This window comes from Rhodococcus sp. 27YEA15 (assembly GCF_049739425.1).
Lineage (GTDB): Bacteria > Actinomycetota > Actinomycetes > Mycobacteriales > Mycobacteriaceae > Rhodococcus_F.
The window spans coordinates 2,408,017-2,435,000 of record NZ_JBMHHW010000001.1 but is presented as its reverse complement, the minus strand read 5'-3'; the positions used below and the strand labels follow the sequence as shown (position 1 = coordinate 2,435,000).

Annotated in this window: 23 protein-coding genes, 1 tRNA gene and 2 rRNA genes (1 of these 26 running past the window's edge); 21 read left to right on the top strand and 5 right to left on the bottom strand. The window is 63.4% G+C overall.

All coding sequences use genetic code 11. From position 1 onward, the window contains the following. The 19 genes from ABH922_RS11195 to der all read left to right on the top strand — a co-directional run. Positions 1–2,597: ribosomal RNA gene (locus tag ABH922_RS11195) — 23S ribosomal RNA — on the top strand; it begins 536 nt to the left of the window's first position. A 172-nt stretch (positions 2,598–2,769) separates the two neighbouring features. Continuing rightward, positions 2,770–2,886 (top strand): 5S ribosomal RNA (rrf, locus tag ABH922_RS11190). A gap of 61 nt (positions 2,887–2,947) precedes the next feature. Beyond that, positions 2,948–3,943: a hypothetical protein gene (locus ABH922_RS11185; protein ID WP_424806993.1), complete on the top strand. Its 996-nt coding sequence runs from the start codon at positions 2,948–2,950 to the stop codon at positions 3,941–3,943. Beyond that, a complete protein-coding gene (locus tag ABH922_RS11180) occupies positions 3,940–4,926 on the top strand; it encodes an HAD-IIA family hydrolase (RefSeq protein WP_424806992.1) in 987 nt (328 codons plus the stop codon). Before ABH922_RS11185 ends, ABH922_RS11180 begins: the two co-directional genes overlap by 4 nt. 73 nt (positions 4,927–4,999) lie before the next feature. Continuing rightward, positions 5,000–5,230, top strand: coding sequence for a hypothetical protein (locus ABH922_RS11175; protein ID WP_424806991.1), 231 nt, complete (start codon positions 5,000–5,002; stop codon positions 5,228–5,230). A 1-nt stretch (position 5,231) separates the two neighbouring features. Continuing rightward, the gene (locus ABH922_RS11170) at positions 5,232–6,095 is read left to right on the top strand and encodes a TlyA family RNA methyltransferase (RefSeq protein WP_424806990.1); all 864 of its coding nucleotides are present in this window, start codon (positions 5,232–5,234) and stop codon (positions 6,093–6,095) included. Beyond that, entirely contained in the window at positions 6,092–7,039 is a 948-nt protein-coding gene (locus ABH922_RS11165; protein ID WP_424806989.1) for an NAD kinase, read from the top strand. Before ABH922_RS11170 ends, ABH922_RS11165 begins: the two co-directional genes overlap by 4 nt. A gap of 2 nt (positions 7,040–7,041) precedes the next feature. After that, complete coding sequence (gene recN / locus ABH922_RS11160; protein ID WP_424806988.1) at positions 7,042–8,820, top strand: DNA repair protein RecN; 1,779 nt, start codon at positions 7,042–7,044, stop codon at positions 8,818–8,820. Positions 8,821–8,908: 88 nt separating this feature from the next. Next, on the top strand, positions 8,909–10,090 hold the full coding sequence (gene steA, locus ABH922_RS11155; protein WP_424806987.1) for a putative cytokinetic ring protein SteA: 1,182 nt from the start codon (positions 8,909–8,911) through the stop codon (positions 10,088–10,090). Beyond that, positions 10,087–11,040 carry a copper transporter gene (locus ABH922_RS11150; RefSeq protein WP_424806986.1) on the top strand — a complete coding sequence of 318 codons (954 nt, stop codon included), beginning with the start codon at positions 10,087–10,089 and terminating at the stop codon, positions 11,038–11,040. Before steA ends, ABH922_RS11150 begins: the two co-directional genes overlap by 4 nt. A 180-nt stretch (positions 11,041–11,220) precedes the next feature. Further along, positions 11,221–12,978, top strand: a complete 1,758-nt coding sequence (locus ABH922_RS11145; protein WP_424806985.1) for a CTP synthase — start codon at positions 11,221–11,223, stop codon at positions 12,976–12,978. A gap of 6 nt (positions 12,979–12,984) precedes the next feature. Next, the gene (locus ABH922_RS11140; protein ID WP_424806984.1) at positions 12,985–13,617 is read left to right on the top strand and encodes an NUDIX domain-containing protein; all 633 of its coding nucleotides are present in this window, start codon (positions 12,985–12,987) and stop codon (positions 13,615–13,617) included. Positions 13,618–13,619: 2 nt separating this feature from the next. Next, entirely contained in the window at positions 13,620–14,543 is a 924-nt protein-coding gene (xerD, locus tag ABH922_RS11135) for a site-specific tyrosine recombinase XerD (protein WP_424806983.1), read from the top strand. A 223-nt stretch (positions 14,544–14,766) separates the two neighbouring features. After that, positions 14,767–15,630 carry a ParA family protein gene (locus tag ABH922_RS11130; RefSeq protein WP_424809631.1) on the top strand — a complete coding sequence of 288 codons (864 nt, stop codon included), beginning with the start codon at positions 14,767–14,769 and terminating at the stop codon, positions 15,628–15,630. Then, a complete protein-coding gene (locus ABH922_RS11125) occupies positions 15,630–16,493 on the top strand; it encodes a segregation and condensation protein A (protein ID WP_424806982.1) in 864 nt (287 codons plus the stop codon). Before ABH922_RS11130 ends, ABH922_RS11125 begins: the two co-directional genes overlap by 1 nt. Further along, positions 16,490–17,206 (top strand): SMC-Scp complex subunit ScpB, encoded by a 717-nt coding sequence (gene scpB / locus ABH922_RS11120; RefSeq protein ID WP_424806981.1) that lies wholly within the window; start codon positions 16,490–16,492, stop codon positions 17,204–17,206. The genes ABH922_RS11125 and scpB overlap by 4 nt, the downstream gene beginning before the upstream one ends. 93 nt (positions 17,207–17,299) lie before the next feature. Then, entirely contained in the window at positions 17,300–18,676 is a 1,377-nt protein-coding gene (locus ABH922_RS11115) for a pseudouridine synthase (RefSeq protein WP_424806980.1), read from the top strand. Positions 18,677–18,705: 29 nt separating this feature from the next. Continuing rightward, entirely contained in the window at positions 18,706–19,368 is a 663-nt protein-coding gene (gene cmk, locus ABH922_RS11110) for a (d)CMP kinase (RefSeq protein ID WP_424809630.1), read from the top strand. Further along, positions 19,365–20,792 carry a ribosome biogenesis GTPase Der gene (der, locus tag ABH922_RS11105; RefSeq protein ID WP_424806979.1) on the top strand — a complete coding sequence of 476 codons (1,428 nt, stop codon included), beginning with the start codon at positions 19,365–19,367 and terminating at the stop codon, positions 20,790–20,792. The genes cmk and der overlap by 4 nt, the downstream gene beginning before the upstream one ends. Before the next feature lie 104 nt (positions 20,793–20,896). On the opposite strand, the gene arr is transcribed toward der, so the two are convergent. Then, on the bottom strand, positions 20,897–21,325 hold the full coding sequence (arr, locus tag ABH922_RS11100; protein WP_424806978.1) for an NAD(+)--rifampin ADP-ribosyltransferase: 429 nt from the start codon (positions 21,323–21,325) through the stop codon (positions 20,897–20,899). A 232-nt stretch (positions 21,326–21,557) separates the two neighbouring features. Between arr and ABH922_RS11095 the strand changes: the two genes are divergently transcribed. Next, positions 21,558–21,631 (top strand) — tRNA-Pro (locus ABH922_RS11095). 235 nt (positions 21,632–21,866) lie between these two features. On the opposite strand, the gene ABH922_RS11090 is transcribed toward ABH922_RS11095, so the two are convergent. The 4 genes from ABH922_RS11090 to ABH922_RS11075 form a co-directional block, all read right to left on the bottom strand. Next, positions 21,867–22,358 carry a tyrosine-type recombinase/integrase gene (locus ABH922_RS11090; protein WP_424806977.1) on the bottom strand — a complete coding sequence of 164 codons (492 nt, stop codon included), beginning with the start codon at positions 22,356–22,358 and terminating at the stop codon, positions 21,867–21,869. Position 22,359: 1 nt separating this feature from the next. Beyond that, on the bottom strand, positions 22,360–22,758 hold the full coding sequence (locus tag ABH922_RS11085) for a hypothetical protein (RefSeq protein ID WP_424806976.1): 399 nt from the start codon (positions 22,756–22,758) through the stop codon (positions 22,360–22,362). Between the two features lie 412 nt (positions 22,759–23,170). Continuing rightward, on the bottom strand, positions 23,171–24,328 hold the full coding sequence (locus tag ABH922_RS11080) for an NAD(P)/FAD-dependent oxidoreductase (protein ID WP_424806975.1): 1,158 nt from the start codon (positions 24,326–24,328) through the stop codon (positions 23,171–23,173). 33 nt (positions 24,329–24,361) lie between these two features. Continuing rightward, the gene (locus ABH922_RS11075; protein WP_424806974.1) at positions 24,362–25,327 is read right to left on the bottom strand and encodes an aldo/keto reductase; all 966 of its coding nucleotides are present in this window, start codon (positions 25,325–25,327) and stop codon (positions 24,362–24,364) included. A 139-nt stretch (positions 25,328–25,466) separates the two neighbouring features. On the opposite strand from ABH922_RS11075, the gene ABH922_RS11070 reads away from it, so the two are divergent. Then, positions 25,467–26,312, top strand: coding sequence for a helix-turn-helix domain-containing protein (locus ABH922_RS11070; protein WP_424806973.1), 846 nt, complete (start codon positions 25,467–25,469; stop codon positions 26,310–26,312). Positions 26,313–26,984: the final 672 nt, after the last annotated feature.

Sequence of the window (26,984 nt, the reverse complement as noted above, 5' to 3'; positions counted from 1 at the left end):
AGCGGACTAGTACCGTGAGGGAAAGGTGAAAAGTACCCCGGGAGGGGAGTGAAATAGTACCTGAAACCGTGCGCTTACAATCCGTCAGAGCCTTTGAGTGACTTGTCACTGGGGGTGATGGCGTGCCTTTTGAAGAATGAGCCTGCGAGTTAGTGGTATGTCGCGAGGTTAACCCGTGTGGGGTAGCCGTAGCGAAAGCGAGTCCGAATAGGGCGAGTCAGTGGCATGCTCTAGACCCGAAGCGGAGTGATCTACCCATGGCCAGGTTGAAGCGACGGTAAGACGTCGTGGAGGACCGAACCCACTTAGGTTGAAAACTGAGGGGATGAGTTGTGGGTAGGGGTGAAAGGCCAATCAAACTCCGTGATAGCTGGTTCTCCCCGAAATGCATTTAGGTGCAGCGTCGCGTGTTTCTCACCGGAGGTAGAGCTACTGGATGGTCTAGGGGGCCTACAAGCTTACCGAAATCAGCCAAACTCCGAATGCCGGTGAGTGAGAGCGCGGCAGTGAGACTGCGGGCGATAAGGTTCGTAGTCGAGAGGGAAACAGCCCAGATCGCCAGCTAAGGTCCCTAAGCGTGTACTAAGTGGAAAAGGATGTGGGGTCGCGAAGACAACCAGGAGGTTGGCTTAGAAGCAGCCACCCTTGAAAGAGTGCGTAATAGCTCACTGGTCAAGTGATCCTGCGCCGACAATGTAGCGGGGCTCAAGTACACCACCGAAGCTGCGGCATTCACACAATAGCCCGTTCATTCCTTGCGGGGGGTGAGCCAGGTGTGTGGATGGGTAGGGGAGCGTCGTGTGGCCATGGAAGCAGCGGGGTGACCTAGTTGTGGAGGCCACACGAGTGAGAATGCAGGCATGAGTAGCGAAAGACGAGTGAGAAACTCGTCCGCCGAATGACCAAGGGTTCCTGGGCCAGGTTAATCCGCCCAGGGTGAGTCGGGACCTAAGACGAGGCCGACAGGCGTAGCCGATGGACAACGGGTTGATATTCCCGTACCCGTGTGAACGCGCCCATGATGAATCAGGAGTACTAACTGCCCTGAAGCCGCGAGAAGACCTTCGGGTCTCGAGTTGGTGGATGCGTGGGACCTTTCCTGGTAGTAGTCAAGCGATGGGGTGACGCAGGAAGGTAGCTGGGCCGGTCAGTGGTAATACCGGTGTAAGCGTGTAGGGCGTGTCCTAGGTAAATCCGGGGCGCATACAAGCCTGAGACGTGATGCGTAGCCGATTGAGGCGAATTCAGTGATCCTATGCTGCCGAGAAAAGCCTCTAGCGAGCTTTCACACGGCCCGTACCCCAAACCGACACAGGTGGTCAGGTAGAGAATACTAAGGCGATCGAGATAACTATGGTTAAGGAACTCGGCAAAATGCCCCCGTAACTTCGGGAGAAGGGGGGCCTCGTCTGGTGACGGAATTTACTTCCTGAGCTGGGTGGGGCCGCAGAGACCAGTGAGAAGCGACTGTTTACTAAAAACACAGGTCCGTGCGAAGTCGTAAGACGATGTATACGGACTGACGCCTGCCCGGTGCTGGAAGGTTAAGAGGACCGGTTAGCTTTTCGGAGCGAAGCTGAGAATTTAAGCCCCAGTAAACGGCGGTGGTAACTATAACCATCCTAAGGTAGCGAAATTCCTTGTCGGGTAAGTTCCGACCTGCACGAATGGCGTAACGACTTCTCAGCTGTCTCAACCATAGACTCGGCGAAATTGCATTACGAGTAAAGATGCTCGTTACGCGCGGCAGGACGAAAAGACCCCGGGACCTTCACTACAGCTTGGTATTGGTGTTCGGTTCGGTTTGTGTAGGATAGGTGGGAGACTGTGAAACGGTGACGCCAGTTATCGTGGAGTCGTTGTTGAAATACCACTCTGATCGAATTGGACCTCTAACCTCGGACCATGATCTGGTTCAGGGACAGTGCCTGGTGGGTAGTTTAACTGGGGCGGTTGCCTCCCAAAATGTAACGGAGGCGCCCAAAGGTTCCCTCAGCCTGGTTGGCAATCAGGTGTCGAGTGCAAGTGCACAAGGGAGCTTGACTGTGAGACTGACAGGTCGAGCAGGGACGAAAGTCGGGACTAGTGATCCGGCACCGGCAAGTGGAAGCGGTGTCGCTCAACGGATAAAAGGTACCCCGGGGATAACAGGCTGATCTTCCCCAAGAGTCCATATCGACGGGATGGTTTGGCACCTCGATGTCGGCTCGTCGCATCCTGGGGCTGGAGTAGGTCCCAAGGGTTGGGCTGTTCGCCCATTAAAGCGGCACGCGAGCTGGGTTTAGAACGTCGTGAGACAGTTCGGTCTCTATCCGCCGCGCGCGTAAGAAACTTGAGGAAGGCTGTCCCTAGTACGAGAGGACCGGGACGGACGAACCTCTGGTGTGCCAGTTGTTCCACCAGGAGCACCGCTGGTTAGCTACGTTCGGAAGGGATAACCGCTGAAAGCATCTAAGCGGGAAGCCTGTTCCAAGATGAGGTTTCTCACCCCCTCGAGGGGGTAAGGCCCCCGGCAGACCACCGGGTTGATAGGCCAGAACTGGAAGTGCGGTAACGCATGCAGGTGACTGGTACTAATAGGCCGAGGACTTACCACAAAGAAGCTACGCGTCCACTGTGCGGTATCTGAAACAACACAGATACCCGATCACCGAACATGATGTTCGCACCCACCCCCCCACCCCAGCTCACCGAGCCGGCCACAGGGGTGGATCCGAACATGGTGTCCGCTGATCGCGGTTATCGTCCACTGTGACAGTTTCATAGAGTTACGGCGGCCATAGCGAAGGGGAAACGCCCGGTCCCATTCCGAACCCGGAAGCTAAGCCCTTCAGCGCCGATGGTACTGCACTCGACAGGGTGTGGGAGAGTAGGACACCGCCGAACACCCGTTAACCGAAAGGGGACCCAAAATATTGGGTCCCCTTTCGTGCGTTGTATGAAAGGAATGACTGTGTCGGAGAATGGCGACGAGCGCCGGTCCTTCCGTGGGGGAGGAGCGCCTCGATCAGGTGGCCCCCGTCGTGACAACGACGGGCGTGGATCACACAGTGCTGGTGGCGGAGACCGCAGAGGCGGAAGCGCCGGTGATCACAGAGGCGGAAGCGCCGGTGATCGCAGAGGCGGAAGCGCCGGTGATCGCAGAGGCGGAAGCGATCGCCACGGAGGTGGCAACGATCGTCGAGGTGGACCTGCGCGTCGCGGCGGCGAAGGTGGATTCGTCCCTCGTGGACGTGACGGTGACCGAAATCAACGTCAGGCTCAACGGCCCGACGAACCCGATCTGCCCGACAACGTAGAGCCGACCGAGTTGGATCCGGCTGTGCGGCGGGATTTGCTCAGCCTCGAGAAAGACAATGCCAACACGGTTGCGCGGCACCTGGTGATGGCGGGCAAACTCGTCGACGAGGATCCCGAGCTCGCGCTGCTTCATGCCCGTGCTGCTCGGCAACGCGCCGGTCGTGTTGCTGTTGTTCGTGAGGCTGCTGGGATCACTGCGTATCACGCCGGTGAGTGGGCTGAAGCGTTGTCAGAACTGCGTGCTGCGCGCCGGATGGCGGGTGGGCCAGGCCTTCTCGCTGTCATGGCAGACTGCGAGCGTGGGCTCGGGCGCCCGGAACGTGCCATCGAGCTGGGACGTAGCGACGAAGCTGCGCAGCTTTCCGGTGACGAGGCATCCGAGCTACGTATCGTCGTTGCGGGTGCGCGGATGGATCTCGGCCAGTTCGATCAGGCAGTGGTCACCTTGCAGACACCTGATCTGGATGCCAAGCGCACCGGTGAAAGTGCAGCACGATTGTTCTACGCGTACGCCGATGCTCTGGTCGCGGCCGGTCGAATCGAGGACGGGTTGAAGTGGTTCCTCAACACGGCCGCCGCTGATCTCGAAGGCGACACCGACGCCGAGGAGCGGGTAGCGGAGCTGACCGGAGAAGGTCTGTGACGGTGCTTCGTGCCCGGTACGACGTACTGCTTCTCGACCTGGACGGAACACTGTATGCCGGGGCGCATGCGATTCCCGGAACGCAGGCCGCTCTGGCCCAGGGCGATCAGTCACTGTATTACGTGACCAACAACGCCAGTCGGTCGCCGTCGGCAGTATCCGAGCATCTGACCGAACTCGGTTTCGATTCGGCCGACGAGCGAGTCGTGACCAGTTCGCAAACTGCTGTTCGCCTGTTGGCGGAGCGCCTGCAACCAGGTGATCGCGTTCTCGTGGTCGGCACCGACGCATTGTGCGACGAGGTGACGCGAGTCGGACTTCACCCGGTGCGGGCATTCACCGACGCGCCGTCGGCTGTCGTGCAAGGGCATTCGCCGACAACCGATTGGTCGATCCTTGCCGAGGCGACGCTCGCTATTCGCAGCGGAGCGCTGTGGGTGGCGGCAAATCTGGACACCACGTTGCCGACGGAACGTGGTCTGGTGCCGGGTAACGGCTCGATGGTGGCTGCTCTTCGCGCAGCGACCGGAATCGAACCTCTGGTGGCAGGTAAACCTGCAGCGCCGCTCATGGACGATGCGCTGAGCCGAAGCGGATGCACGCGTCCGTTGGTGGTCGGTGACCGGCTCGATACCGATATCGAAGGCGCACAGGCGGTGTCGGTGGATTCGTTGCTCGTTCTGACCGGCGTCAGCACACCGGCCGACGTGCTGCGCGCACCAGCGACGCAACATCCCACCTACATCGCAGCTTCGCTGGATTCGCTCAACGAGCCGGCGGCCGCCGCTCGGGTGGGTGAACCGTCGTCGTGGACGATCTCCGTGCGTGGGTCGGCGTTGTTCGTGGAAGGTCCTCTTGTCGGCGACGACATCGCGCTCCTACGCTCGCTCGCTCCGGTGGCATGGGCCAACCCCGGATTCGACACCATCGAGGCGTCGGATCCGAAGGTGCAGGCGATCCTGACGTCCTGGAAGATTCACTGAATCGCACGTGTGTTCGACGCTCGATGGTACGGCTGTATGCGTCTGCAACACCGATGGGCTAGCGTTGCGGGCGATGAGTACGCCGATACCGACCCCCGGAAATACGACGAGTGGCTCGCCGCTACCCGGACCCCGACCTACTGGCGATCCTGATCGGATACGGTCCGACGTCGACCGGTTGCTCGGGCGATTGAACGGAGTCGTCGGCTCGAACACAGCCGAGGTGATCTCGGGTAGGACACATCTTCTCGAACAGGCTCACGAGGTGCTGACCGAAGCATTGACAACTGTGGACAGGGTTTGACGTGGTACGAAGAGCGCGGGTAGACGCCGAACTGGTCCGTCGGGGACTTGCCCGATCACGGGACCATGCACAAGAACTGATATCTTCCGGACGGGTGCTCATTTCGGGAGCCGCTGCCACCAAGCCCGCGACCGCTGTCGAGGCCGGAACGCCGCTGCGTGTGGTCGACGTCGAACAGGAAGTGTCCTGGGCGTCACGAGGGGCACACAAGTTGATCGGCGCCCTCGACGAGTTCGGTCGTTCGGGTCTGAGTGTGCAGGGCAGGCGATGCCTCGATGCCGGCGCTTCGACGGGTGGCTTCACCGACGTACTCTTGAGCCGGGGGGCCGAGGAAATCGTTGCTGTCGACGTCGGCTACGGACAATTGGTGTGGCGGTTGCAGTCGGACGAGCGTGTACGCGTGGTCGACCGAACCAACGTCCGCAGCATCGACGCCGAAAAGATCGGTGGCGTAGTCGATCTGGTGGTCGCCGACCTTTCCTTCATCTCCCTCAAGCTGGTCCTGCCGGCGTTCGTCGCGTGCACTGCGCCGGGTGCCGACCTGGTTCCCATGGTCAAGCCCCAGTTCGAGGTGGGTAAGGATCGAGTGGGCTCCGGCGGAGTCGTGCGTGATCCGGAACTACGAGTGTCGGCCGTCCTCGACGTTGCGCGTGCTGCTGCGGAGGTGGGGCTACGAACTCTCGGGGTTGTCGCCAGCCCGCTGCCCGGTCCATCCGGAAACGTGGAGTACTTCCTGTGGCTCCGGAAGGACTCGGATGGCGGGCAGGCCTCGGACGGGGCTCCGTCCGACGGCGTTGAATCAGAGGAAGTGCTGCCCGCTGTCGAGGAGCTGATCCGTGCAGCGGTCGAGAAGGGGCCACAATGATCGACACCGCCACCGGCGAGCCGAGAAAGATCCTGCTCGTCGCCCACCCCGGCCGTAGAGACATCACAGAAACCGCGCGACGTGTCGGTAAGGTCTTCGAACGAGCAGGCATCAGCTTGCGAGTGCTCGTCGACGAGGCCGACAGTTCGCGTATCGAGGCGATGACCGAACCCGAGGGCTTCTCGGCACCCGATCTCGATGTCACGGTGGTTCATCCGGGACCCGATGCGGCTGTCGGCTGTGAACTGGTACTGGTGCTCGGTGGGGACGGTACCTTCCTGCGTGCCGCGGAACTCGCTCTGGAGGCATCCATCCCGGTTCTCGGGATCAACCTGGGCCGAATCGGATTTCTGGCCGAGACCGAAGCCGAGCATCTGGACGAGGCGCTCGCGAAGGTGGTTCGCCGCGAGTATCGCGTCGAACCCCGGATGACATTGGACGTCTTGGTTCGCGTCGACGACGAAATCATCGACCGCGGTTGGGCACTGAACGAGGCGAGTATCGAAAACCGGTCGCGTCTCGGAGTCCTCGAAGTGGTGCTCGAGGTCGACGGTCGGCCGGTGTCGGCATTCGGGTGCGACGGGGTGCTCATCTCCACGCCCACCGGCTCCACCGCATATGCATTCTCGGCAGGCGGACCGGTGGTGTGGCCCGAGCTCGAGGCGCTACTGGTCGTTCCCAGTAATGCACACGCACTGTTCGCGCGTCCGCTGGTGACCAGCCCCGAATCGCTGATCGCGGTGGAGACGGTGGCCGGGAGCCATGACGGACTCGTCTTCCTGGACGGACGTCGCACATTGGAACTGCCCGCGGGCGGTCGGGTAGAGGTGGTCCGTGGGACTACTGCGGTCCAGTGGGTGAAGTTGGATTCTGCTCCCTTCGCTGATCGGATGGTTCGCAAGTTCGAACTACCGGTCACCGGGTGGCGGGGAAGGAAGCCGTAACGGTGCTCGCAGAGATTCGAATCGACAGCCTCGGAGTGATCTCCGAGGCCAGCGCACAGTTTCACGAAGGCCTGACGGTTCTGACCGGCGAAACCGGCGCCGGAAAGACCATGGTGGTCACCAGTTTGCACTTGCTCAGCGGTGCCCGCGCGGACGCCGGCCGGGTGCGGCTCGGTGCGTCCCGCGCGGTCGTCGAGGGGCGCTTCGTCGCCGACGGCGTATCACCGGCCGTCGAAAAGGAGATCGCTCGGATACTGGAATCATCCGGTGCCGAGCGGGACGAGGACGGGACTGTCATCGCCGTCCGCACCGTCGGCAGCGACGGACGCTCCCGCGCCCATCTGGGAGGTCGCAGTGTGCCGGCCGGTGTGCTGTCCGAGTTCACCGATCCGCTGTTGACGGTGCACGGCCAGAACGATCAGTTGAGGTTGTTGCGGCCCGATCAACAACGTAACGCTCTCGACCGGTTCGGTGACAAGACGATCACTGCGTTGCTCGCGAAGTACCGCAAGCATCGCAAGGACTGGCTCGACGCTCGATCGGAGCTGATCGAGCGCACGTCCAAGGCGCGAGAACTGGCCCAGGAAGCCGATCAGTTGACGTTCGCTCTCAACGAGATCGACGGCGTGGCACCGGAACCCGGCGAGGACGCCTCGATCGTCGCCGAGGTGCGTCGGCTCAGTGATCTGGACTCGCTGCGCTCCGCGGCAGAACTGGCACATGCTGCGCTGGCAGGCGGTGACGACATGTCCAGCGGCGAGGTCGGAGTCTCGCCGGCGTTGGATCTGATGTCGGAGGCCCGGGCCAGGATCGAATCGGTGACGGACACCAATCTGGACGGGTTGGGCGCACGGCTTGCCGATGCGATAGCCGTCGTGACGGATGTCGCCGGTGACCTGAACACCTACCTTGCCGGTCTCCCCGCAGATCCGGGCGCCCTGGATTCGCTGTTGTCGAGACAGTCCGAACTCAAGACATTGACCCGCAAGTACGCTGCCGACGTCGACGGCGTACTCGAGTGGGCCGACACGGCTCGGGCGCGGTTGTCCAAGCTCGACGTCTCCTCCGATGCGCTGGGTCTGTTGGCCGAAGCGGTCGAGGAGAACGCCGAACTCACCGCGGCAGCGGCGGTCAAGCTCAGCGCGGCGAGGAGCAAAGCAGCGGCAAAGCTGTCCAAGTCGGTGAGCGCGGAACTTGCCGGGTTGGCGATGGGACGAGCCGGCCTCGACGTCAGTGTGCGCTCGCAGCCGGCCGGACCGCAGGATTCAGCGCCGTTGCGGGTCGAAGGATCCGACGTGCATGCCGGTTCGGCCGGCGTCGACGAGGTGGAGTTCCGGTTGTCCGCTCACAGCGGCGCGCCGTCATTGCCGATCAGCAAGAGTGCGTCGGGCGGCGAGCTCTCGCGGGTGATGTTGGCCCTGGAAGTGGTGCTCGCAGGCAGCGACACCGGCGCGACCATGGTGTTCGACGAGGTCGATGCGGGCGTCGGTGGTCGGGCCGCGGTGGAGATCGGCCGGCGGTTGGCGAAACTCGCTCGAACCCACCAGGTCATCGTCGTCACGCACCTGCCGCAGGTAGCCGCGTTCGCCGACACTCATCTCGTGGTCGACAAGGTCGACGACAAGGGCGGGGTGATCAGTAGCGGTGTCAGAACTCTCTCCGACACCGATCGCGTGGTGGAGCTGGCCCGCATGTTGGCCGGGTTGGACGACACGGAGACCGGGCGCGCGCACGCCGAAGAGCTACTCGAACTCGCACATGCGGCCCGCGTCACAGACTGACCGTTTCGTGGTGTAGTAGTGACTGATGTGGTAGTTGATTCGGCGCGCCTCCACCGGTAGCCGCACCTTCGGGTTCATCATCGAACCCATGAAGATGCCCGGATTGCTCTCACGTAACACCGAACCCTTACCTGGGATCAGTGGCATCGCCAGGGTGGATCGCAATACTGCGAAGCTGCTGCGTCGCGTCGGGCCCGGAGACATCGTCGTACTCGACGAGGTGGACCTCGACCGACGGACGGCCGATGCTCTGGTCAAGGCGGGCGTACTCGCCGTGGTCAACGCGTCGCCGTCGATTTCCGGCCGCTACCCGAATCTGGGTCCGGAAGTGATCGTCGCCAACGGCATCGTTCTGGTCGACGCACCCGCCGACGTCTTCAAGAACATCAAGGACGGCAGCAAGATCCGCCTGTTCGAAGGTGAGGTGTTCAACGGAGAGAAGAGCCTCGTCAAGGGCGAGGAACAGACCGAGGCCGAAATCTCGGATCGGATGATCGAGGCGAAGACCGGACTCGTGGATCATCTCGAGGCGTTCTCGGGCAACACCATCGAGTTCATCCGCACGGAAAGCCCACTGCTCATCGACGGTATCGGTGTTCCGGACATCGACATCGACATGAAGGACCGTCACGTCGTCATCGTGTCCGACGGACCGGATCACGAAGCGGACCTGAAGAATCTCAAACCGTTCATCAAGGAGTACTCGCCGATCCTCGTCGGCGTCGGTGGCGGTGCCGACGTTCTGGCCAAGGCGGGCTATCGCCCCGATCTGATCGTCGGAGATCCCGAGGAGATCACCAGCGCCACCCTCAAATCCGGGGCGGAGGTCGTTCTTCCTGCCGATCAGGACGGCCATGCGGCCGGACTGTCTCGGATTCAGGATCTGGGCATCGGAGCCATGACCTTCCCGGCGACCTGCTCGCCGACGGACCTGGCACTACTACTTGCCGATCATCACGGTGCATCGTTGATAGTTACCGTCGGCAGCGTTGTCTCTCTCGACGAATTCTTCGATCGCGGCCGTCGGGAAAGCAATCCGTCCGCGTTCATGACCAGGCTGAAAGTGGGGCCGAAACTGGTCGACGCGAAAGCCGTGGCCACGCTGTACCGCAGTCGGGTGTCCGGGGGTGCGATAGCACTGCTCGTGCTCGCCGCGCTGGTGGCGATCATCGTCGCGCTGATGGTGTCGAACGCAGGTAGCGAAGTACTCGACTGGGCGATCAACACGTGGAACAGCTTCGCGTTGTGGGTTCAGGGGCTCTTCAAGTGATTTCCATGCGTCAACACGCTGTTTCGATAGCGGCGATTTTTCTGGCGTTGGCGGTCGGTGTGGTGCTGGGATCAGGTCTGCTCTCCGGCAGTCTGGTGTCCGGCCTGCGGGACGACAAAGCCGGCTTGCAAAGTCGGATCGAGGATCTCAATCAGCAGCAGAATCAACTGAACCAGCAGCTCAATCTCGCGGACGGATTCGACGCGGCCGTAGGTGGCCGGATCGTGCGCGAGACACTCGTCGGCCGCACCGTCGTGCTGATCACGGCACCCGACGCGGATCCGAGCGATCTGGACGGAGTGACACGGCTCGTCACGGCAGCGGGCGGCGCGGTGACCGGGCGGGTGTCGCTGACGGATTCGTTCGTCGACGCCACCGGAGGTGATCGGCTGCGGACGGTGGTGAACAACGTGATCCCTGCCGGCATCACCCTCAAGACCGGGGCCGTGGATCAGGGCAGTATGGCCGGTGATCTCCTCGGTTCGGTGCTGCTGCTCAACGGCCAGTCCAGCGAGCCGCAAAGCACACCCGAAGAGATGAATCTGGCACTGGACACGCTGCGCAGCGCCGGATTCATCACCTACGACGACGGGGCGGTCACACCCGCGCAGCTCGCCGTCGTGCTGACCGGCGACAACTCGACCGGGGAGGACTCGAACTCGGGGAATCGGGGCGCTGTCGTCGCCCGGTTCGCAGGCGCTCTGGACGGGCGCGGCGCAGGAACGGTTCTCGTCGGCAGAGAAGGCTCGGCGCAGGGAAACGGTGCCATCGCCGTCGCTCGTGCGGACGCGGCGCTGTCAGCGGGTCTGACGACCATCGACAACATCGACCGCGAGTCGGGCAAGATCACCACTCCGTTGGCGCTTCAAGAACAGTTGAACGGTGAAGCAGGAAGATACGGAACCGGGCCGGGCGCGGCTGCCGTTACCGTGGGCGCCCCGCCGAACTGATGTCCCGGTCGACAGGCCGAACCGACATCTCGGTCTTGATACCCCGGTCACATCCGACACCCCGTCGGGGTGCGGTGTAGGCATCCGCGCCCCAGAGGTGTTACCGTGAAATCCCGTGGGTCGGCAGGCCCCAGCATGCGTCAAAAAACCAAGCCCTGCACAGTCGTCACGGGAGCCCCTTTGCCACAGTCACGCAGTAATACGCGTACCGCCACCAAGCACATTTTCGTCAGCGGAGGTGTAGCTTCCTCGCTCGGCAAAGGTTTGACCGCCTCGAGCCTGGGACAGCTGCTGACCGCGCGAGGAATGCGCGTGACCATGCAGAAGCTCGATCCCTATCTCAACGTGGATCCGGGCACCATGAATCCGTTCCAGCACGGCGAGGTCTTCGTCACCGAGGACGGTGCCGAGACCGACCTCGACGTCGGACACTACGAGCGTTTCCTCGACCGTGACCTGTCCGGTCAGGCCAATGTCACCACCGGCCAGGTCTACTCGACGGTCATCGCCAAGGAACGTCGCGGCGAGTACCTCGGCGACACCGTCCAGGTAATTCCGCACATCACCGACGAGATCAAGAGTCGCATCCTCGCGATGAGCGGCCCCGATCTGCAGGGGCACCGACCCGACGTCGTCATCACCGAGATCGGTGGCACGGTCGGTGACATCGAGTCGCAGCCCTTCCTCGAAGCCGCCCGTCAGGTGCGCCACGACGTCGGCCGTGACAACGTCTTCTTCCTGCACGTCTCACTCGTGCCGTACCTCGGCCCGTCCGGGGAGCTCAAGACCAAGCCGACGCAGCACTCGGTGGCGTCGTTGCGCAGCATCGGTATTCAACCGGACGCGCTGATCCTGCGGTGCGATCGTGACGTCCCGCAGGGGCTGAAGAACAAGATCGCCCTGATGTGCGACGTCGACGTCGACGCCTGCATCTCGACGCCGGATGCGCCGTCGATCTACGACATCCCGAAGGTGCTCCATCGTGAGGGCCTCGACGCCTACGTCGTGCGCCAGCTCGGTTTGCCGTTCCGTGACGTGGACTGGACGGTGTGGGGCAACCTTCTCGACCGTGTTCACCAGCCGCGCGAAACGGTGCGGATCGCGTTGGTCGGCAAGTACGTCGACCTGCCGGATGCGTATCTGTCGGTGACGGAAGCACTGCGCGCGGGTGGATTCGCGAACCGCGCCAAGGTCGAGATCTCCTGGGTGCAATCCGATGCGTGTGACACCGAAGCCGGTGCGCAGGCAGCTCTCGGCGATGTGGACGCAGTGCTGATCCCCGGTGGTTTCGGGATCCGCGGCATCGAGGGCAAACTCGGTGCGATCAGCTTCGCTCGGTCACGTAAGTTGCCGTTGCTCGGTTTGTGCCTGGGCCTGCAGTGCGTCGTCATCGAGGCCGCTCGCAGCGTCGGATTGACGGATGCGAACTCCGCCGAGTTCGAACCCGACACCAAGCATCCCGTCATCTCCACGATGGCCGACCAGGAAGACGTGATCTCCGGCGACGCCGATCTGGGTGGCACCATGCGTCTGGGCGCTTACCCGGCCGTCCTCACGAAGGGTTCCGTCGTCGCTCAGGCGTACGGCACCGAGGACGTGTCCGAGCGGCACCGGCACCGCTTCGAGGTCAACAACACCTATCGCGAACGGATAGCCAAGTCCGGCTTGCGTTTCAGCGGTACCTCCCCGGACGGACACCTCGTGGAGTTCGTCGAGTATCCGCGTGAGCAGCATCCGTTCTTCGTCGCCACGCAGGCGCACCCGGAACTCAAGAGCCGCCCGACGCGTCCGCATCCGCTGTTCGCGGCGTTCGTGGAAGCTGCGCTGACGTACAAGCTCGAGGAGCGCCTGCCCGTCGACGTTCACGGCGACGTGGAGATCGACACGGCAGCGGCGGAAACAGCGCTCGACACTGCCGAGACTGCAGAGAAGGTCTAGCTAGAGATGAGCGATCCCGGTCGGCACGAATTCGAGACCCTCGACTCCCGGACGGAGTACTGCGGCGCGATCATCGCGCTGCGGGTGGACACCGTCGCGATGCCGGGTGGTCGTCGTGCCGACCGGGAGGTCGTCGAGCATCACGGCGCCGTTGCGGTGGTGGCCGTCGACAGCGACGGCAATCTTGTCCTCATCCACCAGTACCGTCACCCGCTGGGGCACCGACTCTGGGAGATTCCGGCCGGATTGCTCGACGCGCCGGGGGAGTCGGCAGTCGGCGCGGCCGCCCGTGAGTTGGGAGAGGAAACCGGGCTCGGCGCGCAACGGTGGTCGGTGCTCGTCGACGTGGCACTCTCGCCCGGATTCACGGACGAGTCGGTGCGGGTGTTTCTGGCGGAGGATCTACACGAGGTGGAGCGGGACGACCCGGAGGACGAGGAAGCGGACCTCGAGATCTCGCGCGTGCCACTGACCAGAGCGGCCGAGATGGCGCTGACCGGTGAGATCGTCAATGCCACCGCTGTGGCGGGAATCCTCGCGCTCGTCGCCGCGCGTGCGTCGGGTACCGAGCTTCGACCTGCGGACGCGCCCTGGCCCGATCGACCCACGGCGTTCGAGGATCGCAAGTCAAGGCCCTGACCATGCTTGCCGGACAAGTGGTTTCGTATCTCGACCACCTCACCGTCGAGCGCGGAGCCGCCCGTAACACCTTGCTCTCCTACCGTCGTGATCTGAACAGGTATGTCGAGTATCTCGCGGCCCGTGGTATCGACGACATTGCCGACGTCACCGAAACCGACGTCACCGACTTCACCACGCACCTGCGAATCGGCGACGTGGACGCCGGAATTCAGCCGTTGGCATCGAGCTCTACTGCGCGCACCCTGATCGCAGTCCGGGGCTTCCACAAGTTCTCGGTCGCCGAAGGTTCGGTGGAACTCGACGTCGCCCGCGCCGTCAAACCCCCGACGCCGGGGCGTCGACTACCCAAAGCGCTTCCGCTCGACGACGTCCTGGCGCTGTTGGAGGCCTCCGGGGGCGGCGCGGCCGGTGACGGTCCCCGAGATCTACGAGATCGGGCGCTCCTGGAACTGCTCTACTCGACGGGGGCGCGCATCACCGAGGCGGTCGATCTGGACGTCGACGACATCGACACCAAGTCGCGATCGGTGATTCTGAAAGGCAAGGGCGGAAAACAACGAATCGTTCCGATCGGTAGGCCGGCGATCGCTGCGGTGGACGCCTATCTCGTTCGCGGTAGGCCTGCCCTGGCGACTCGCGGCGGGCCCGGGCTCTTCCTCAACGCCAGAGGCGGTCGACTGTCCCGTCAGAGCGCCTGGCAGATATTGCAGGATGCGGCCTCCGCTGCGGGCATCACGGCCGATGTCTCACCGCACACGTTGCGGCATTCGTTCGCCACACACCTGCTCGACGGCGGAGCCGACGTGCGTGTCGTCCAAGAACTACTCGGTCATGCTTCGGTGACCACCACCCAGATCTACACGCTGGTCACGGTCACGACGCTGCGCGAAGTATGGGCGCAAGCACACCCGCGCGCCCGTTGAGCGAGCCTGCGCGACGCGTGTCAGTGTCCCTTCTCGCGGTGGAAGCGGTAGCGTTCAGGGAGCGCGTGAGGTCCCAGCGGGGAAATCGGGGCCCGTGAGTAGTGACGAACCGCCGAGAAGAGTAGGGGAGCATCGGACCGTGTCGACATCGCAGCCACCAGCGGCGGAGTCCGCGCCGCCGCGTGTCACCTCGGACGACGGATCGCTCGGTGACACCGCGACAGTGCTGGACACCGAACCGGTTTCGGAAGAACTCGGGCCTACCGGTCGACCACTGCGGGTCGTACCGGAACCGGCACCGTTGGAGCGTCACGGTCCGGCGATCATCGTCGCGATGTGCAATCAAAAAGGTGGCGTCGGCAAGACGACGTCGACCATCAACCTGGGTGCGTCTCTGGCCGAGTACGGTCGACGCGTCCTCCTGGTCGACCTCGATCCGCAAGGCGCGCTGTCTGCCGGGTTGGGGGTTCAGCATCATGATCTGGAACTGACGGTCCACAATCTGTTGGTCGAACCGAGGGTTCCGATCGACGAGGTATTGATGCGGACGCGGGTCGAGGGACTCGACCTGCTGCCGAGCAACATCGATTTGTCCGCCGCGGAAATCCAGCTGGTGACGGAAGTCGGTCGCGAGCAGACTCTCGGCCGCGTGCTGCAACCGGTACTCGATCGCTACGACTACGTGCTCATCGACTGCCAACCGTCGCTGGGGTTGCTGACGGTCAACGCGTTGGCGTGCGCGGACTCGGTGATCATTCCGATGGAATGCGAGTATTTCAGCTTGCGGGGCTTGGCCCTGCTCAACGACACGGTCGACAAGGTGCACGATCGTCTGAATCCGAAACTCGAACTCGCGGGCATCGTCGTCACCATGTTCGATTCGCGCACTCTGCATGCCCGAGACGTGATGGCACGGGTGGTCGAAGTATTCGGTGACGTGGTTTACGACACTGTGATCAACCGTACCGTCCGCTTTCCCGAAACCAGTGTCGCCGGCGAACCCATCACTACATGGGCTCCGAAATCTGCTGGGGCACTGGCGTATCGGGCGCTGGCGCGCGAAGTCATCCATCGGTCTGGTCGTTAGTGGAACTAATTGCACCGCAGGAGGATTCGGTCCTTCTCGAACCCGAGCCCCGGATTTCGAACGGAAAGTCGGATGCTCGGGCCGTTACCGGGTTCCGCGTCAGCCTCCGAAACTTCGAAGGCCCGTTCGATCTACTGCTGAACCTGATCAACGAGCGCCGACTCGACGTGACCGAAGTGGCACTGCACACCGTCACCGACGATTTCATCGAATACACCAGAGAACTCGGTGTCGCGATGGAACTGGACCAAACCACGCAGTTTCTCGTCGTCGCAGCGACACTGCTCGATCTGAAGGCCGCCAGACTCCTGCCCGCCGGCCAGATCGAGGACACCGAAGATCTGGCGCTGCTCGAAGCGCGGGATCTGCTCTTCGCGAGGCTGTTGCAGTATCGGGCGTACAAGCAGGTGGCATCTTTGTTCGGGGAACTCGAAGAAGCCGCACTGCGACGGTATCCGCGCTCGGTATCGGTGGAAGACCAGTTCGCCGAGTTGTTACCCGAAGTGCTGTTGGGGGTGGATTCGCAACGGTTCGCGGAGATCGCCGCGACGGTGTTCACGCCACCCCCGGTGCCGACCGTCGCTCTCGATCACCTGCATGTGTCGAATGTCTCTATTCCGGAGCATGCCGACCTTGTTCTCGCCCTGCTCCGCGAGCTGGGAGTGGGCCGCTGGGTCTCCTTCGGTGAACTGGTCGCCGACTGCGCAACGACCATCGACATCGTCGCTCGCTTCTTGGCGCTCCTCGAATTGTATCGACGGCAGACCATCGCATTCGATCAGTCCGACGCATTGGGGCCGCTACTGGTGACCTTGACAACCGACGAAGACACCGACCGCATCACCGAAGAGGTTCAACTATGAGTACCGGGTCGACGGAATCGGTATCTTCCCAGCTAGATGCGTCGACCGAGGCGGCGCACCCGGCCACCTCCGCCGCAGACCGCACCCTCGACGACATTCAGCTCGACGCGGTTCTCGAGTCCTTGCTTCTTGTGGTGGACTCCCCGGCGGACGTCGGACAACTGGCCTCCGTCACCGGCACGGATGCGGCTCGCGTCACCGAACGACTGACGGCGATGGCCGCTGCACTGACGGCGCGGGGGAGCGGAATGGACCTGCGCTACGCCGGCGACGGGTGGCGGCTCTACACACGGCAAGAGTTCGCCCCGTACGTCGAAAGGCTGCTCCTCGACGGAGCGCGCACCAAACTGACCCGTGCGGCATTGGAAACTTTGGCCGTAGTCGCATACCGTCAACCGTTGACTCGTGCGCGGATCAGTGCGGTACGAGGCGTCAACGTGGACGGGGTGGTACGCACACTCCTCGCCCGCGGACTGATCGCAGAAGCCGGGCCGGACCCGGACACCACTGCGACACGGTACTCCACGACCGAACTGTTCCTCGAACGGCTCGGCCTGGCATCGCTGAGCGAGCTCCCGGAGTTGGCACCGCTCTTGCCCGACGTCGATCTGATCGACGACATCAGCGAAAGCCTGGAATCCGATCCGCGATTTGCGAGAATGAACAAGACCGAAGTGCCCACCGACCTGGTGGACGCCGACGTCGACGACTGACCAGTACCTCGGCGAGTTATCGCCCCGGCAGAGTCAGCACGAAGAAGGTCCCGAGCACACTCGGGACACAAAGAATGAACCGACAGGAAAAAAGTGAACAATCCCGCTCGCCGTGATGGCACACCGGACCGTGACAAATACAGCGAAACCCGCGGAGCGCGCAGTAACGCCCCCCGCGGCGGCCGCAGCGAAGCTCCCCGCGGAGCACGCGGCGACGCCCCTCGTGGTGGGCGCGGCGACGCCCCGCGCAGCACCTCCCGATCAGACGGCCCCCGTGGCGGCCGGAACGAGAACTTCCGTGATGACGGGCGCGCACCGCGCAGTCATGACGGGCGCGCACCGCGCAGTGACGACCGGCGCGGCCCGCGCAGTGACGACCGGCGCGGCCCGCGCAGTGACGACCGGCGCGGCCCGCGCAGTGACGACCGGCGCACGCCGCACGTCGACGCTCGCCGCGCACCCCGCGGCGGAGACGACCGCCGCACCGACGATCAGCGCGGCGGCCGCACCGACGCACCCCGCGGTGGTGCCTGGTCCAACGCACCCCGTGGATCCAAGTTCGACGGACCGCAGCGCAAGCGCCCCGCGGCGCCCACCGCGCCCGCAGTCAACAAGCGCGGCAAGCCCAAGACTGCCAAGCCGCAGCGAGTGGTCAGTTCGAACCCGCTGGTCTCGAACGCCAAACCAGCGCGTCACCAGCATGCCGAGATCAGCAAGCAGGACGGCCCACCCAAGGGTGACGGCGTCCGTTTGCAGAAAGTCCTGGCTCAGGCAGGCGTCGCTTCCCGCCGTGCCGCCGAGGAGCTGATCGCCGACGGTCGCGTCGAGGTCGACGGCCGCATCGTCGTCGAGCAGGGCCTGCGCGTCGACCCCGAGAACGCCGTTGTTCGCGTCGACGGTGTCCGCGTCGTGGTTCAGAAAGACCTCGTCTACCTGGCGATGAACAAGCCACGCGGCTGGCAGTGCACGATGTCCGACGACCTCGGCCGTCCGTGCGTCGGTGACATCGTCTCCGAGCGGGTCCAGTCGGGTCAGCGCTTGTTCCACGTCGGACGACTCGACGCCGCCACCGAAGGGCTGCTCCTGTTCACCAACGACGGAGACCTCGCGCACCGACTGATGCACCCGTCGTTCGCCGTACCCAAGACCTACCTGGCTACCGTTCACGGTGTGGTCGAACGCAGCACCGGTAAGAAGTTGCGTGACGGCGTCGAACTCGACGACGGCCCGGCCAAGGTGGACGCGTTCACCGTGCTCGAGGTCAACGAAGGCAAGACTCTCGTCAAGCTCGTTCTGCACGAAGGCCGCAAGCACATCGTGCGTCGACTCCTCGACGCCGTCGGTCACCCGGTGGTCCGCCTCGTGCGAACCAACATCGGAGTTGTCGCTCTCGGTGATCAGCGTCCGGGCACCCAACGGGTACTCGGTCGCAGCGAGGTCGGTGGCCTGTACGAGGCGGTCGGCCTGTGACCGCATCGACGACGCCGTTGGTAGTGGCCATGGACGGGCCGTCCGGAACCGGCAAGTCCAGTGTCTCGCGCGCCTTGGCGCAGCGACTCGACGCCCGTTATCTCGACACCGGAGCCATCTACCGAATCGCGACCCTGCACGTCCTTCGTCAGGGAATCGACCTCGGTGATCGCGCGGCGATCACGGCGGCCGTTGCAGCGTTGCCGTGGTCCATCGGAACCGACCCGGCAGGCGAGCAGGTTTCGCTCGACGGTCTCGATGTCAGCGAGGAAATCCGCGGAGACGCGGTCACCAAAGCGGTTTCCGCGGTCTCTGCCGTGGGCGAAGTTCGCGAACTCCTCGTCGCCACCCAGCGTGAATTGGCCTCGAGCGCGGATCGGATCGTCGTCGAAGGCCGCGACATCGGAACCGTGGTACTTCCGGACGCCGACGTCAAGATCTATCTGACAGCATCTGCGGAAACCCGTGCAGCGCGGCGCAATACGCAGAACATCAATCAAGGTCGCGGCGACGACTACGAAGCGGTGTTGGCCGACGTGCAACGCCGTGACCACCTCGATTCGACCCGCGCAGTGTCACCGCTCCGGCCGGCTGACGACTCCGTACTGGTCGATACCAGCGAATTGGGCATAGAAGACGTGATCGCCAGGTTGCTGATGGTGGTCAGTGACAGAAGTGGAGCAGTGCAGTGAGCGACGACCTGGTAACCGAATACGCCGGCGACGGAATATGGAGCGAGGAATCGGATTGGGAATACGCCGACCTCGACGCAGACGGTGAAGGTGAGGCGTACGTAGCTGTCCCCACTCTTGCCGTCGTCGGTCGACCGAACGTCGGAAAATCGACGCTCGTCAACCGCATCATCGGGCGCCGCGAAGCAGTCGTCGAGGACATCCCCGGCGTCACTCGCGACCGGGTGTCCTACGAGGCGAACTGGAGTGGCCGACGGTTCCTCGTCCAGGACACCGGCGGATGGGAGCCCGACGCGAAAGGGCTCCAGCAGGCCGTGGCACGTCAGGCCGAGCTGGCCATGGGAACAGCCGACGCGATCCTTCTCGTTGTCGACGCCGTTGTCGGTGCCACCGCAACCGACGAAGCGGTCGCCCGAGTGTTGCGCCGCTCCAAGACCCCGGTCATACTCGTCGCCAACAAGGTCGACGACGGGCGTACCGAGTCCGAGGTGGCAGCACTGTGGTCCCTGGGCCTGGGCCAGCCGTACTCGGTGAGTGCAACTCACGGCCGCGGAACCGGCGACCTCCTCGACGAGGTACTGGCGAAGCTGCCGGAAACGCCGCGTGAAGGAATCCCCGGCGGCGGACCTCGTCGGGTCGCACTGGTCGGAAAGCCGAACGTCGGCAAGTCCAGTTTGCTCAACAAGCTGTCCGGCGACGAGCGTTCCGTCGTGCACAACGTTGCAGGCACCACCGTCGACCCGGTGGACTCCATCGTCGAACTAGGTGGGCGCCCTTGGCGTTTCGTCGACACTGCGGGGCTGCGCAAGCGTGTCAGTCACGCCAGTGGCGCCGAGTTCTACGCATCGCTGCGCACCAAGAGTGCCATCGAGGCCGCCGAGGTCGCGATCCTGCTCATCGACGCGTCCGAACCGATCACCGAGCAGGACCTGCGTGTCCTGAGCATGGTGGCCGACACCGGCCGCGCACTGGTCATCGCCTTCAACAAGTGGGATCTGGTCGACGAGGACCGCCGGCTCATGTTGGACAAGGAAGTGGACCGCGACCTGGTTCGTGTTCCCTGGGCCCAGCGGGTCAACATCTCCGCGCACACCGGTCGCGCTGTGGCGAAGCTGGTGCCGGCACTCGACACGGCACTGGAATCATGGGACAAGCGCGTTCCGACGGGCCGATTGAACAACTGGCTCAAGGAAGTTGTGGCAGCCACCCCGCCGCCCATGCGCGGTGGGCGACTGCCCCGCATCATGTTCGCTACCCAGGCGAGTACCCGTCCGCCGACGTTCGTCCTCTTCACCACAGGCTTCCTCGAGGCCGGCTATCGCCGGTTCATCGAGCGTCGTCTGCGCGAAGAGTTCAACTTCGACGGCAGCCCCGTCCGCGTCTCCGTGCGAGTGCGCGAGAAGCGTGACCGCAAAGGGCGTTGACAGTACTCGCCACTGCATAGTTCGAGACAGCCGTACGAGGAAGCGCACCTGGCCGCCGGTCAGGTGCGCTTCGCCGTAATCGGCACTCGGGCCGGTCGGTGTGGTCAATCGTAGATGACCGCGCCTCCTTGACGTACGAGATCGGCCAGAGCGTCCCGCATCGGCTGTATCTGCTCGGGGGAGTGGCCCTGCCAGTCACCGAGTTCACCGATAATTTCCACCGGCTCGCGGGAGCGGTACGACCGGGTCGGATTTCCGGGAAATTTCTTGTCGGTGACGTTGGGATCGTCCTCCACCTCGCCGGTGGGTTCGACGATGTAGATTCGTTCGCGGCCGTCACCGACGGCGAGTTCGGCACCCCACGCTGCCGCATCCAAGGTTGCCGTCACGTAGACGTAATTGGTGATCCTTCCGGCTTCGTAGTTCGAGCGCTGCCCTGGAACAAGCAGGTCGCCTACCCTCAGATCGGCCTTGGTTCCGTGGAACAGTGATCCGGACTCGTGGACTTCGAATGGTGTCAGCTTGTCGGTCATATGCACCCTCCTGTCGAGTGAGAACGTCGATCGGCGTGACTTGGTTCCGGCGTGATCGCGAACGCGCTAGGCGCGCCTGCTGACGCGGGTGTCGAAGCCTAAGCTCGAATGTGAGCGCACAAGCAGGACCGGCAAGGGCGGTTTGCCGCGAAAATGGCCTCTGACCAGCTGATTGGTGGTTCGGTGCATCCCTGATGTAATCTTTTCAAGCGCCCGAAACAAGGGCGTGGAACGGGCTGTGGCGCAGCTTGGTAGCGCACTTGACTGGGGGTCAAGTGGTCGCAGGTTCAAATCCTGTCAGCCCGACAAAAAAGCCCTGGTGAGAGGCAACTTTCACCAGGGCTTCGTCGTTTCTGGATGCGGTCACTGGCTGGTCCACTCGCTCGATCTGCTCGAGCCTTCTGCGGACTAAGTGGACCAATCCAGATCAGGCTCGTCGCCCGTGGGGTGCACCAACAGGTGCCCATGAGGTGGACCAGAATCCGAGCAGGCCGATGCTCCGGCCTCTTCTGGAAGGGTCGGAGCGGCTGTTCAGCGGTGGTCATAGGTGTGGTCCGTCGCGGCGGGCTGGGTCCCTTCTGATGGGTGCTGCGGAGAGGAACTGGTTGGCCTGCCTGGCGGCTTCGGCGAGGTGCCGGTGGTCTGGGTGCAGGTAGCCCTTGGTGGTCTCGATCGACTGGTGCCCGAGGATCTCTTGGAGCACATGGAGGGCGATGCCGGCGTCGGCCATCCAGGTTGCTCCGGTGTGGCGGAGCCCGTGGCGGGTGAGGTTGTCGAAGCCGAGCTTTGCCACGAGGTCGTCCCAGTGGGTGGCGTCGCGGGCCGTCGCTGTAGTGAGGACACCGCCGCGCGGCCCCCGCAGGAGTGGGTCGTCGGGCTCTTTCTCAGCGGAAAGACGTTCGAGGACGGGTTCGAGAGCGTCGAGCATCGGGACCGGGCGATCTCGGCGACCCTTGGTCTGTTTGATGACGAGACCGCCTCGGCCGGGGTAGTGCTGGCGTCTGATCCAAACGATGTGGTTTTCCCCGTCCACGTCACCTGCCGGTACTTCCTGCGCCGCTATATGCCCACCAACATCCTGCTCGACGCGATCCGCACCCAGCGAAGTCCTGCGCGTCCCATCGGTCGGTGAGCAACGCAGGGTGCTGCCAGAACACTTGGTCGATGACGTAATCCCGGTCGAGGTAGAGGGTGCTGACGGTGATGGAGCCTTCAGGTTTGCTCCCACAATGCGTATTTGCGGCTAAGGCGACGACGTCACCGAACCGGATGGATTTCTCGCCGAACTCGCTGAGGAGAATCGCGGAGCCAGCGCGGACGAATATTAGCTTCACGCAGTCGTAGGCCACCGGCTCGATGGGGCGATGTATCGCGCGAGTGCGTGCCACTATCGGGGTGAACGCGCGCACCGGACCGAGGTTGGCGTGATTCATGACGGCGGACGTGCGTGGTGGCCGGTAGATGTGGATATGAGCTTTTCAGCCGCGAGCTGCCGCGCTGCGGGATAGAAGCGCTCCGACACGACGACGATCGAGTGGCGCGCTCATCGACGCGCGCTCAGATCGATTCGGCGGTGCTCGGCCAACTCACGATACGTGTGCGCCGGGTACCCGGTGGCCTCATGAACCGGGTAACTGGTGGGCGCCAGAGATCCAGATCTTCCGTGCAATGTGTCGAGAAAGAACGTGGCGGCTTCTGCCGAACAAGCATCGCGGACCGTCAAGTACCGAAGGATCTTGGGCTCGGCGCGGTCGACCCCGTGGGGCGCGAGACGCCTGTGCACAATGCCAATGCGAACGACGGTGGGTGGGAAGGTCTCGCCCGACGTTGCTTCCCGGGATTGCGTCATGCCGGTTCGACCTGTGCGGTCGTGTCAGTAAGGGCGTCTGCTTCTGTTCCAATGGGCAACTGGGTGATGCCGAACTGCTGTTCGAAGCTCGCGGTGAAGATGTCGGCGCCCTTGATTTGGGTGACGAGTTCTGCTGGGGCCATGGTTGGGCCGTCTTCAGCAGGGAGCTGTCCGACCCCGGTGCTCGTGCCGAGCGGGAGCAAGATCATCGGGTATCCGAGAGGCTGATAGGTGGCGGTAGGTTCGGCGCCGTCGATCTGGGCCAGAATGTTCTGGGCGACGATGGCGGCGTGCTGCCCGGCGTATCCAGCCATCTTCGCTTCGGCCATGTTCGTGATGTCGCCGATGGCGTACACGTTGGAGTGTTGCCCGACGGTGAGGTTGTCGTTGACGGCGACTTCGCCGCGCCCGTTGAGGCTCGTGAGGTTGCCGTCTGTGAGGTAGCCGGTATTCAGCGACACCCCATATGCGCGGAACCAGATGTCGGCTTCGATCGTGCGTCCGTCGGTCGTTGTTACCGAGATGTCGTCGAGGACGCCGGGTGCAACTTCAGGAAGTTCGTCGATGCGCGTGTTGGTGAGCACGTCGATACGAAGCATCGTGAGCTGGTCGTGGAGGGCCGCGCGAACTTCAGGGAGGAATCCGGGCAGCAGCTCGGTGCCGGGTTCGATGACGGTGATGGTCTTGTGTGGCCAGATCTCTCTTGTCTCGGCGGCGAGTTCAAGTCCAACAGGTCCGCCTCCGACGATCAGCACGCGCCCGGCTTCGGCGAGTGCGTCGTGAGTGGCTTGGAAGTCCGTTAGCGCTGCTTCTGTGTTGTCAGAGACGGGGTTAGCCGGGAATGGGTAGGTCGAGCCCGTGGCCAGGACGATGTAGTCAACCTCGACGCGGTCTCCGGAGGCGAGAGTGACGCCGCTGGGGTCGACAGAGACGGCCCGGTCTTTGAGGTGGGTGCCGCGGGTTAGTATCCGGTTGAGCGGGAAGAAGATGTTGCTCGCCCATTCTGGCCGCGCGATCGCACGGAGTGATCCGGCGACGTTGACGAATGCGTCGCGTGGTTCGATTAGCGTGATGTCCGCGCGGTCTTGTAGTTGGCGGGCCAATGCTGCTCCGCCGTACCCTGCTCCGATGATGGCGACTCGTGTGGTGGACATGATGATGTTTCTCCTTTGGAACGAAATTTGGCGTCAGTAGCCCGACGGGTTTCGCGGCGTGTAGGCCGCTTCCAGCCGGGAGATCTCGGACGGCGTGAGCCGCAGCCTGGTCGCTGCGACGGCGTCGTCAAGATGGGAAGGTTTGGTGGCTCCGACGATCGGCGCGGCGATTGCAGCGTGACTGTAGATCCAGGCAAGAGCGATCTGCGCCATCGGCACTGATCGGGCGTCGGCTACGGCGGCGATCGCGTCGACGATTCCTCGGTCTCGCCCCTCAAAAATTGCAGTCCCTATGGGGTCAGATCCGGAGCGCGTCGTGACAGCCCCGAACGGGCGAGCCAACCGTCCTTTGGCGAGGGGGCACCACGGTAAACTCATGACACCTTGATCCGCGAGTAGCGGTAGCATCTCGCGTTCTTCCTCGCGCTGAACCAAGCTGTACTGGTCTTGCATCGTGACAAAGCGCTGCCACCCCCCGAGGTCGGCGGCATGCTGCATCTTTCCGAACTGCCAGGCGGCCATCGAGGAAGCCCCGATGTGACGTGCCTTTCCCGACGTGACGACAGCGTCAAGGGCTTCCATCGTTTCCTCGACCGGGGTCGTCGGATCAAATCGATGAACCTGGTAGAGGTCGACGTAGTCAGTTCCCAGGCGTTGCAGCGACGCGTCGATCCCACGAAGAATCGCCGCGCTGGACAGACCGGAGTCTTCCGGCTTATCGCCCGTTGGCAACCCCACCTTCGTCGCAAGCACTACCTCGTCTCGCCGCGTGTATCGCCGTATTGCATCGCCGACCAGGACCTCAGACGACCCGCCCCCATAGACGTTTGCGGTATCCCAGAAAGTCACGCCAAGGTCGACCGCGCGCCGAAATACAGGCTCTGCCGATGCTGCATCCAAGGCCCAGGGATTGTGAGCGTCGCCGCTGCCGAAACCCATGCAGCCCAGCGCAACTCGGCTGACTACGAGGTCGGTACCTCCGAGTCTGACGCTCTGCATCGCGTGGCTCCTGCCGTCGTTGTGAAAGTCCTGATGCATGTCAAGACTCGGCCGAGGGCTAGTCGTGAACCAGGCCGGGACGAGGCTGGCCCCATCAGGGCCACCCTTGACTTCATGCGGGTGGCGTAGAATTTGATAAGTGGGCACACCGCTGGGAGACTTCATTCGCGCTAAGCGTGATGCGACGCTGCCCGCAGATCTGGGACTTCCCGATGACGGACGCCGCCGCGCCCCTGGTCTCCGTCGAACCGAGCTGGCCGCTCGAGCGGAGATAAGCGTCGAGTACCTGACTCGAATCGAACAGGGCAGAGACCGCAACCCCACTCTGCCCGTCCTCAACTCCATCGCAGACGGGCTGAGCCTGGATGTGACTGGGCGTCGGCACCTGCACTACCTCGCGAAAATCGCCGGGGGCGCCTGCGCGGGACAGCGCAACGTTGCTCCCGCGCCATTGCGCCGGGAAGCCAGGGCCGCCGCACTGGAAACGCTCCGATTGCTTGAGCCCGACGGCGTCGCCATGGTCACGAACAAACTCGGTGATGTCCTCGCCAGCACACGCGCCTTCCATAAGCTCATGGAGCCGACCGGGCTGCTCGACCCGGATCAGCCGAACCTGGTTCGCTATCTCTTCACCGACGCTCGATCGCACGATGTGTTGATCAACTGGGATCAGGTCGCTGACGTCCAGGCATTCGATCTTTGGCATGCCCCCACAATCGCTGCAAGCGAATGGCTCACTGCAGAGATCGCACCCCAGGCTGGCCCTGACTTCACCGCACGGGTCAATCAGATGCTCCCACCCGTACCGCATCCCTGGGAGATTCGACTGCCCGACGGTGTCATCACACGCTGGCAGCGCGAGGTCCTCGACATCCCCGCAGAGCCTGAGCAACAGATCGTGATCCTGATGCCCGCCGACAATGAGACTCGGGTCGCGTTCGCGTCACACCGCGGCGAGAACATCACGCCCCTTCGGGCCGTTTAACCGCGACCATGCAGGTCCCGAACCTTGACGACCGCTATAGACCCGCCGGGCGGTCTTAGGCGAACGTGTTCCGACTGCGTCGGCGTGGTCGTCATGGTCCGGGTGTCGTGAGGGCTGAGAGCTGGCACCACCGCGATCATCCTGACGACAGTCAGGAACAGGTGGGCATTGGAGGATGCGAGCAGCATTCTGCGTGTGTAGGGGGTGGCCGTGGCGAGGTCGCTGGTGCTAGGGGTGTGGGTCCGGCTGAGGTAGACAGGCGAGTATTGCTACGGTGATCGCGCTGACCCCGGCGAGGAACGGCTTCCGAGTCCCATAGCCGAACTGGTCACCTGCCGACTGCGTCGACCACCCCACTGCCGGGACAGCCCTCCGCCTCGAAGTCGTCCTCGGATTCCGAGGCCGAGGTCTACGCTGAGCTACCACGCCTCTTGCAGGTCGAGGAGCAGCACCTGTGCCGGAGAATGGGTGCATGCCTGAATCTTGTGCTTTCTGCGGGTCGGTGGGGCCCCTGACCCGCGAGCACGTTTTCGGTCAGTGGGTGAGCAGGACTGGCTTGGATCTCGCCCCGATGCGTCATCACGCAGGCCCGTTGAATGCTCTGCCGCGCGACATGGGGGAGCAGCCCCCATTCCGGCAAACCGTCAAGAGCTTCTGCGGCGCGTGTAACAA